At 58.5% G+C, this 8,668-nt stretch carries 5 protein-coding genes; 3 read left to right on the top strand and 2 right to left on the bottom strand.

Going from position 1 to position 8,668, the window contains the following annotated elements; genetic code table 11:
- Positions 1-339 precede the first annotated feature (339 nt).
- From DDD64_RS06360 to DDD64_RS06350, 3 genes are all read left to right on the top strand, one after another.
- Positions 340-2,700, top strand: a complete 2,361-nt coding sequence (locus DDD64_RS06360; protein WP_126135559.1) for an MSCRAMM family protein — start codon at positions 340-342, stop codon at positions 2,698-2,700.
- A 127-nt stretch (positions 2,701-2,827) separates the two neighbouring features.
- The gene (locus tag DDD64_RS06355; RefSeq protein ID WP_126135558.1) at positions 2,828-4,303 is read left to right on the top strand and encodes a SpaH/EbpB family LPXTG-anchored major pilin; all 1,476 of its coding nucleotides are present in this window, start codon (positions 2,828-2,830) and stop codon (positions 4,301-4,303) included.
- Positions 4,304-4,389: 86 nt separating this feature from the next.
- Complete coding sequence (locus DDD64_RS06350; protein ID WP_126135557.1) at positions 4,390-5,310, top strand: class C sortase; 921 nt, start codon at positions 4,390-4,392, stop codon at positions 5,308-5,310.
- A gap of 10 nt (positions 5,311-5,320) precedes the next feature.
- Here the strand turns inward: DDD64_RS06350 and DDD64_RS06345 are convergent, their stop codons facing one another.
- Positions 5,321-5,791: a hypothetical protein gene (locus tag DDD64_RS06345; protein WP_126135556.1), complete on the bottom strand. Its 471-nt coding sequence runs from the start codon at positions 5,789-5,791 to the stop codon at positions 5,321-5,323.
- Positions 5,791-8,499, bottom strand: a complete 2,709-nt coding sequence (gene mprF, locus DDD64_RS06340; RefSeq protein WP_126135555.1) for a bifunctional lysylphosphatidylglycerol flippase/synthetase MprF — start codon at positions 8,497-8,499, stop codon at positions 5,791-5,793. Before mprF ends, DDD64_RS06345 begins: the two co-directional genes overlap by 1 nt.
- Positions 8,500-8,668: the final 169 nt, after the last annotated feature.

Genomic DNA, 8,668 nt, shown 5'->3' with positions numbered 1-8,668 from the left:
GTGATGGTGAGTTGTAGATCTTTTCCAGGGTGCTTCGTTCCTCGTCACTCAAGGCGAGTGGTTTAGCGGGGTGCGACATGGATCAATAATACCATCACCAGTAAGCTATTTCACGGACGGTACACTAGTGACCAGCCCACCTCGGAAACTTCGGAGCCTGGCACCGCCGCCACGGATCCTGCGCAGCCCGAGCCCGCCAGCCCGGCAGCGCCGTCGCCCATCACTGAAGAAGGCGCGGCAGAAGCGGAAACGGCAGAAGGTGCAGCCGGCACCACCGAATCTACCCCGTCACCGGAGACTGATCCGAGTGCCGCGGAAACCGCAGAGGCCACCACTCCGTTGGATCGGGCCCAGAAGAGCTGGCGTGAACAGCTTGGAATTCTTGAGCAGCCGGAAACCGCTCCGCGTGACGGCTCGGCCAGCCTGCTGGCTGCACCCCCGAATCGTTTCGCACCGCGTAATGTGCGGGAAACTTCTATGGAGCAGTGCAGCGGCCGCGGTTTTTACTCCATGAGCTCCGGTAAAGGCGAAATCAACCGTATTACCGTCGGGTCGAACGGGCGGCTCGGTTCTGAACCGGTGGGGCGTGTGGAATGGAAGAAAGACACCGGCGCGGGGAAGAATCGGGGTTACGACGCCTTGGCCATCGCGGCGGATGGCTCTATGTGGCACGCTGAATTCGACGGTTCAACCCAGCCCGGAACAAATCCGCTTACCTGGATTAGTCATGGGCGCATATCCAATACCGGTGATAAGGGTTATCAGCAGCAGGAAAGTTACCAGATCATCAATCCAGGGATGCCTATCAAGGGTGGCACGATGTCCCGGGATGGTAAGTACGTTCTTATCGGTGATACCGCGAAAGCTGGCCCCAATTACAAGTCGAAGCGCAAGCTCATGGTCTTCGACCCGGCAAATCGGCGCCTGGTCACTCTTGGCTATGTGAGTTCTAGCAGTCTGTCCTCGGCAGTTTTCTCTGACATGATCTTCGATAAGGACGGCAATCTCTATCTTCTCGCAGGTTCTGCCGAAGGCCGCCTGAACAACCGGGGCCGCGATTTCTCCGGACTCACCCAGATGCGTATTGACCGTATCGACGCCAAGGCATTCGAGGATGCTTATAACAACGCGCTTGCCGCTGGCCAGTACGCGACCGCGAATAATGCTCGCCAGCCACAAATCAACCTTAACACTATTCGCAACAAGAATTTCCCCGAACTTCCCGCTCAACTCGTTCGCTCTTTCCACATGAATATCATGATGTTTGAGCCCGGTGGACTTGCGGCCGGGTCGAACGGTTCGTTCTATATCTCGGGGCGTTATACCGGGCAGAATCCGGGTGCTTCCAATGGGCGGGGCGGCTTTGCGCGCAGCGCGATTTACGAAGTCGATATTGTTTCCGGCGAAGTGAAGAATGGCGGTAACCCCGTCTTCAAAACGCCTGACGCTCCTCAAGGCAATGAGAACGGGCAATGGTCTGACCAAAACATTGTTGATCTTGAAGGCTGCCCGGATCTTCCTACTATTACCGCTGAAAAGAACATTACTCAGCGCCTGAATGACCGCGACCAGTTCACGGTGAGCGTTGAAGAAAAGAACCCTGGTAGGAAGCCCGACGGTAGTCCCCGGGACGGTATTTTCTCCGTGTCTATGACGACGAAGGGTCAAACCACCGGTTCTCAAACGCCCACATCTACGTTGCTGCGTGGCCGGGATCGTGTCTATGTTCTTAAGGAGCAGCTGGCGGAAGGGTCGGCGTCGTCCCTCAGTGACTACAACAAAGTATGGAGCTGCACGGACAAGCTGGGGCGGAATGTTCGGGTTCAAAACCAACGTGAGGATGGCGGTGCCTTTGTCGGGGAAGTGACCTCGCCTGCTGTGAACGGTAATCTCACGTGTTCGGTGTTGAATACCCCGAAGATGACGTCCTTGACCGTGGAGAAGCGCGACGCGGATTATAACGATCCGCTGCCCGGTGCCGTTTTCGACCTGTGCGAGGATACCAACGGGAACGGCCGTTGCGATGCTGGTGAGCCGCGTCAAGGCGAGCGCACCACGGATAGATACGGTCGGGCTAGGTGGGATAACGTGCTGATCGGCAGGCGCTACGTGGTGGATGAAGTATCTGCTCCGCGCGGTTACCGGCCTGCGGGTGCTCCCCAGGTAGTAACGACGGCGCAGCAGAATCCGCCGGTCATCATTAAGAATGATCGCGTGCGTGGCACTATCGTGTGGGAGAAGAAGGAAACCGGGTCGGAGAAATTCCTCAAGGGATCCGTGTGGACGGTGCGTGATCAGCATGGGCGGCCTTTCGAGGTAAGCGATTGCGTGGGGGAGACCGCGCAGGCGTGCCCGGCCACAAAGCTCTGGCAGGATCAGGATCCGCGCCCGGGTAAGTTGCGGCTGGAAAACGTTCCCTGGGGTACCTACACCCTGGAAGAAAAGACCGCGCCGCTGGGCTACGTGAAGTCCACCGAGGTGAAAACCGTGGAGGTGGGCGCCACAACGGTCACGAATGACCGTAACGAGCCCGTGGAACTGAATCTTGGCGCGATTTATAACAAGCTTCGTGAGGCACCGCCGCTCCCACTCACCGGTGGATGGAGCGAGGACGCGTTCCGCACGGCAGGCTTCGCGGTGCTCGGGGGAGCTGTGCTCCTGGTGAGCATCGTGATGATCAGACGGCGAAACCGGGGGTGAGCGTGAAATAAGGCTCAGCCACTGAGAGCTGTGCACGTCACACTGTGCAGCTAACGCCGCCCTTCGGGCAGAAATAACCACAAAACTAATTGAAGCAATATGTGCTGCAATCACGGAGAGGACTACCATGCAGCTGAAGAAATCTATCCGCGCGGTGCTCGCCGCCCTGATCACCGCCCTGCTGGGCGCCGCTGGTCTGGTGCTCGCACCCGGGGCCCACGCTGCTCCGCAGAACGACAAACTTGGTAACCCGGATCTCACCCGCAAGGGCTCGATCATTGTTCACAAGTATGAGAACCCTGCTTGGAACCTGGAAAACAACGGCCAGAAGCTCACGCCGCCGGAAACCGCTAAGGCTATGAATGATGTTCAATTCACCATTCAGAAGGTTGACGGTATTGATCTCACCAAGAATGAGGATTGGGCTAAAATTTCCGAACTTCAGTACGATGAGGGAACCAATAAGGTCACCTATAAGGGTGCCGATGTTGCTCTTAACGCTACACAGACGCCTGGAACCACCGCTGTTGACGGTACCGCCACGTTTGGAAATCTTGATGCTGGTGTTTACCTGGTTCGTGAAGGCGATACCGGTCCGCACAAGGTAATTAAGAAGGCTCAGCCTTTCTTCGTCTCCATCCCCTTCCCTTCGAAGGTAAACAACAAGGCCGAATGGATTTACGACGTTCACGCCTACCCGAAGAACACCGTGTCTGATGATGGAACGAAGACTCTTCGCGAAGATAACGCCAAGAAGGTTGGCGATACCGTCAAGTGGGATATTCAGTACAAGGTTCCTGCTCTCGGCAAGGACGAAACTTACACCAAGGTCGGCATCGTCGATCAGCTCGACCGGCACCTCAAGTATGCGGGCGCGGTTGTGACTCTTGGTGATCAGCCGTTGGTTGAGAACACTGATTACACGGTTACCGTTGCTCCTAATGAGAAGGCTGAAACTGATACGCAGGTTCAGCAAACTGTGACCATCGAGTTGAAGACCGAACGTCTTGCTCAGGTCACTGCGGGTCAGGTATTCAAGGTTGAGCTGGCTACCCAGATTACCGGTCTTCCCGATGAAGGTTTGATCCCTAACTCTTTCGGCCCGATTGTTAATGAATACAACCCCGGCACCGGTACTACCCCTGGTGATCGTAAGGTTAAGGTCGGTGATCTCCTCGTCCTTAAGCAGGATAAGGATAATCAGAAACCACTGAAGGACGCTGAATTCGCTATCTACGCGACTCAGGAAGATGCCAATAACAACACCAACGTGATTGCTACGGCGAAGTCCGACGAAAATGGTCAGGTGCGCTTCGTCGGCCTTGTGCTTGGCAAGGACGATAGCAAGACCTTCTATCTCAAGGAAACCAAGGCTCCGACCGGTTACGTGATCAACACTGAGGTCAAGGCTGTTACCGTCAACAAGGGTAAGTCGACTCAGGTTGAATACACCATCGACAACACCAAGCATGACGGCCCGAACCTGCCGCTGACCGGTGCTGCCGGCCAGCTCATGCTCACCCTCGGTGGCCTCGCGCTGCTGGGTGCTGCTGGTGGCTTGACCGTCGCTCAGGTTCGCCGCAACCGTGCGGTGAACGCCTAAGCACAGAACTGACCGCGTAACTTTCGCGGCCTACCGAACGGGTGGGGAGGTGCCATCTGGCACCTCCCCACCCGGGTCTGTATCTCATGAAGAAAAACCTGCTGTTGCCCTACCTCATCGGGCTCCTTGTTATCCTCGGACTCACCTTACTGGTCTATCCGCACGCCGCCGCGTGGCTCTCCCAATACGAGCAATCCAAAGTCACCGGAGCGTACTCCGAACAAATCGCCACCGCGCAGCCCGATAAAGACACCCAGCTCGCCGCCGCGCATGCCTATAACGAGGCATTCAACGCCGGCGCGGTCCTGGAAGCCAATGAACGCAAAGCTACCGGCACCGGCGACACCACCGCCGCAGACGGCATCTGGCCATACGAAAAAATCCTTGCCGCGGACTCCGAGGGCCTCATGGCCCGACTGCACATCCCCACTATCGACGTTGACCTACCCGTCTACCACGGCACCTCAGACGAAGTCCTCAACCGCGCGGCCGGCCACCTGGAAGGCACCTCACTACCCGTAGGCGGGCCCAGCACCCGCGCCGTTATCACCGCGCACCGCGGCCTCGCGAACGCCCGCATGTTCACCGACCTCAACAAAGTCAATGTGGGGGATACCTTCACCATTGAAGTCTTCGGAGACGTACTCACCTACCGCGTGCGGGATACCAAAGTAGTAGCACCCGAAGATACCGATACCCTGCGGGTAGAAGAAGGCAAAGACCTCGTCACCCTGGTCACCTGCACCCCGCTCGGCATTAACTCCCATCGCATCCTAGTCACGGGGGAGCGCATTATCCCCACCCCGGTAGCGGACGTAGAAGCCGCGAATAAACCCTCCGATCTGCCGCGCTTCCCGTGGTTCGCTATCGCGTACGGAGTGGCAGTGCTGGCCACCATCGGGGTGCTTGCGCGCATGACGTGGAAAGAGCGCCGCCGCGCCCAGAAAGCAGCAGCCGCCCGGAAAGAAGCCTCGGCTCAGAAGGTAGCAGCCGCCCAGGAAGAATAGTGCCCGCTATTCAGGACAGTTCCTCGTCGGCACGTAAGAATTCATCCCGCCCGATGGTGAAGCGCCGCTTGGATACGGGCGCGGGTGGCGTGGGAAGCACAATCGCCTCAAGATCGGCATCCGTCACCCGGACAAGGAGCTGGCGCATCCCCTGATCTACCAGGTAAAAAGCGCGCGGTGCCTTTCCCTTGAACCAGATCTGGAAGAGGTCAAGGTCGAAGATACTAGCAATAAAAGCAGTAATTCCTTTGAGTGCATTCCGGCGCGGGCGCGCGTGAAGGTGCCAAATGTGTGCCTGTGGGAAAAGAGCACGTACTTGTGTATCGGCATCCTTTCGCTGGGCTTCTTTCAGCTCAAATTCGCGTGGCTGTGAAGCGTTGAGCAAGGCACTAGTAGCACTCTGGGTAGGCTCGCGCACCACCACCGTGCCAAATTCTGACATCGGTGTTTCGGGATCACGCATCGAGGGCCGCTTTGCCATCAGGCACCTTCCTTTCCAGAGTCCGCGGGAGCCGTAGCGTCAGCTGCCGGAACGGCAGCTGCGGCGTCGTCGCCCGCACTCGGGCAAGGCGCGGGGAGGCTCCACTGCAGCGGAATTGCCCCGCGGCTGCGATCCGGATGCTGAATAACATCGAGCAGGCCCAGGATAGTCGGGGTGAGCGCCGTCGTACCGGTATACGCAAGATAGCGGGACTGCCAGCGCGGCTTGAACTTTTCTTTATAGGAACGCAAGCCCTTGAAATTGTAGAGACGGTCCCCGAAATCGTAAATCACACGCACCACCTTTTCGCGCGCCCGCGAGAAGCGCGTGGTTCCGGTATTAGACATCGGCGCCATCCCCAGATTCACGTGGGTATAGCCGTTGTCCTTCGCCCATTCGATAAGGGAAACGAAAATACCGTCCATTGTGCCGCCCGGCGCGTCCGGGCGGATGCGCATGAGGTCCACGGAAGCAACACCCGGGGCCATCGGCATGAGGCTCGCGAAACCTTCGATACGTTCCTCCCCGCGCACCAGCAGCACCGGGGTGCGGCCAATATAGGAAGCATCGAAGAAACCGAGGGAGAAGCCCATCTCCGCGCGCTTGCCCAGCCACGCATCCGAAACCTCGCGCAGCTGCTCCAGGAACTCAGGAGTATAGGGCGGGAAATGCACCTCGAAATGGGTGCCTTTTTCACCCATCCGGTTACGCATGCGCCGGAATACCTTGCCCTTATTACCAACATTGGAATATGTGGCCAGATCCACGGTGGCATCCTCCCCGATTTTCACGAAGGAGAAACCGATATTCGCGCATGCCCCCAGGTAGATATCCGCAATCTCGTAAATCGCGACCGAGCAGCCGTGCTCATCGGCATAGGTGACGAATTCCTCGAAAAGCTCCTCGAAAGTAGCCTCATCTCCGAAAGGATCACCGAGTACCAGCATGGAGGAACGGTAGGGGCGGTAGAGGAGCGCTGCGCGCCCGTTAGAGGAATAAAAGACCTGCTTATCGCCCAGGTAGAAGAGGTGGGTGAAAGCGTTGCCGGCATTGTGTTCGGCCAGGAAGGCCTCGAAACGCTGCACATCGGCCGGGGTGGGAAGCTCGAAATGCGGGGCGCGGGAACGTGAGAAGAGCAGCGCGAGGGAAATAAGGGAAACGAAGCAGATCATGCTTAGCCCGGTGAGAAGGGCGTGCGCGGTGGGGTATACGTGCGCCTGCGGGGCACCGTGGATCCAGCGCCATGCGAAAATTGCCAGCGGGATACCTACCGCGATCACCGCGGAAAACGCGAAAGAACGCCATTCGAAGGGGAGGGGTTCGCGGTTGAAGGCCCCGCGCGCCAGGTAGAGCAGAATCGAGAACAGAATGATGACGATAAGCGCGCCGGTATCTAGCCCGCGCGCCACCGAGGCCACCGCGGCTACGCCCAGCAGGATCAAAATGATGGGGAAGACGCGGCTGACCCGTTGGCGCACCCCGCGCGCCAAAATGAGCAGCATGATGCCCACCAGCAGCGAGACGATGCGCGAGGAGCGGATCATTTCGTGGGGGAGGAATACATGTAGTAGCGCCACCCGCGCGTAGAAAGAAGGCGCGAAAGCGTTGACGATGGAGAAAATCCCCAGGATCACCACGCCGGTGGAGAGTGCATTAATGAGCCAGCGTTCGCGCTTATCCCGGTCCTCCAGGCCCAGGCGCGGGTAGGCGTATTCGGCCAGCCAGTACACGGTGGCCGCCAGCCACGGCAGCGCGTAGTAGGTGACCCGGTAAACGATAATCGCGAGCACCAGGGTGGAGGAATCAAAACCGAGGTGCTGGAAGAACACGATAACGGTGAGGTCGAAGGTTCCCAGCCCCGCCGGGATAAAGCTGAGCAGGCCCACGAGCGTTGCGGTGGCGTACACAAATACCGCCTGCACGAAAGAAACCTCGCCCAGGAACGTGCGCACGCAAATCCAGAAGAACACCGCCGCGGCCAGCCAGTCCGCAACCGAAGCGAAGAGCATCTGGAGTTTTTGCCGGAAGTTCTGGGTGCCGATCGCGGTGGCGCGCAGGTCAATCTTCCAGATATGCACCTTGCCGGCCAGGAAATACACCGGGATGTACAGGCATGCCACCACGGGCACGATGAGGAAACGCCCGTCATAGCGGAAGGCGAAAGGGAGGGTGGCCAGCAGCATGGCGAAAAGTCCGAGCAGATTCGCGGCCCACACCGCCACGCTGGCATCCACGGCGGCTTTCGTGGAGGCCCCGGCCCGCTTGTAGTAGCGCGAGCGAATCGCCCCGCCGGTCAGCCCGCCCAGCCCCGCGAAATTATTGAAAGCCTGGGCAATCCACCCGATTTTCACGGCGGTTCCCACCGGGACCTCCACGCCGAAATGCCGCGAAGCGAAAATGTCATAAATACCGGTGGCGGTAAAGGCCAGGAAACCGAGAGCCACGAGCTCCACGAGGACTACCGGCGGTGTCTCGCTGAGCACCCGCGCCATATGCTCCCCGCTCAACTCCTGAAGTTGGGTACGAGCCACGGCCGCCACCCCGGCGATCACCAGCACATAGAAAGTGATTTTGAAGGGGCGGGGATGGGAGCGGATGAAAGCGACAAGTCGCGACACCGGGGAACCTTTCTTCGACGACGACGCCTCGGCCCGCGTGCTCGCTTTCGCGGTGCTGACCGGCCCGGAGGCATCCTGAACCTTACTCATTATGCCCTGAAACCAGGCCCGTGCGCCGGTAAATGGAGGCGGGGAGGCCGCGCAAAACCTGTGACAACTGTGGAAATTGGTGGGAGTTGTGATGTATGTCTTAACCGACACGCGGCGATTTCGCAGAAAATTCTCACTTTGGCGCCAGTTTCCGCTACATTTTTGCTTA

It is taken from the genome of Actinotignum sanguinis (assembly GCF_003957255.1).
Classification (GTDB): Bacteria; Actinomycetota; Actinomycetes; order Actinomycetales; family Actinomycetaceae; genus Actinotignum; species Actinotignum sanguinis.
This window is presented reverse-complemented; position numbering and strand designations above follow the sequence as displayed.

Excerpts from the sequence above, each read along its gene's own strand:
- DDD64_RS06355 (WP_126135558.1), top strand. The coding sequence starts at position 2,828 with ATGCAGCTGAAGAAATCTATCCGCGCGGTGCTCGCCGCCCTGATCACC.
- DDD64_RS06350 (WP_126135557.1), top strand. The coding sequence starts at position 4,390 with ATGAAGAAAAACCTGCTGTTGCCCTACCTCATCGGGCTCCTTGTTATC.
- DDD64_RS06345 (WP_126135556.1), bottom strand. The coding sequence starts at position 5,791 with ATGGCAAAGCGGCCCTCGATGCGTGATCCCGAAACACCGATGTCAGAA.
- mprF (WP_126135555.1), bottom strand. The coding sequence starts at position 8,499 with ATGAGTAAGGTTCAGGATGCCTCCGGGCCGGTCAGCACCGCGAAAGCG.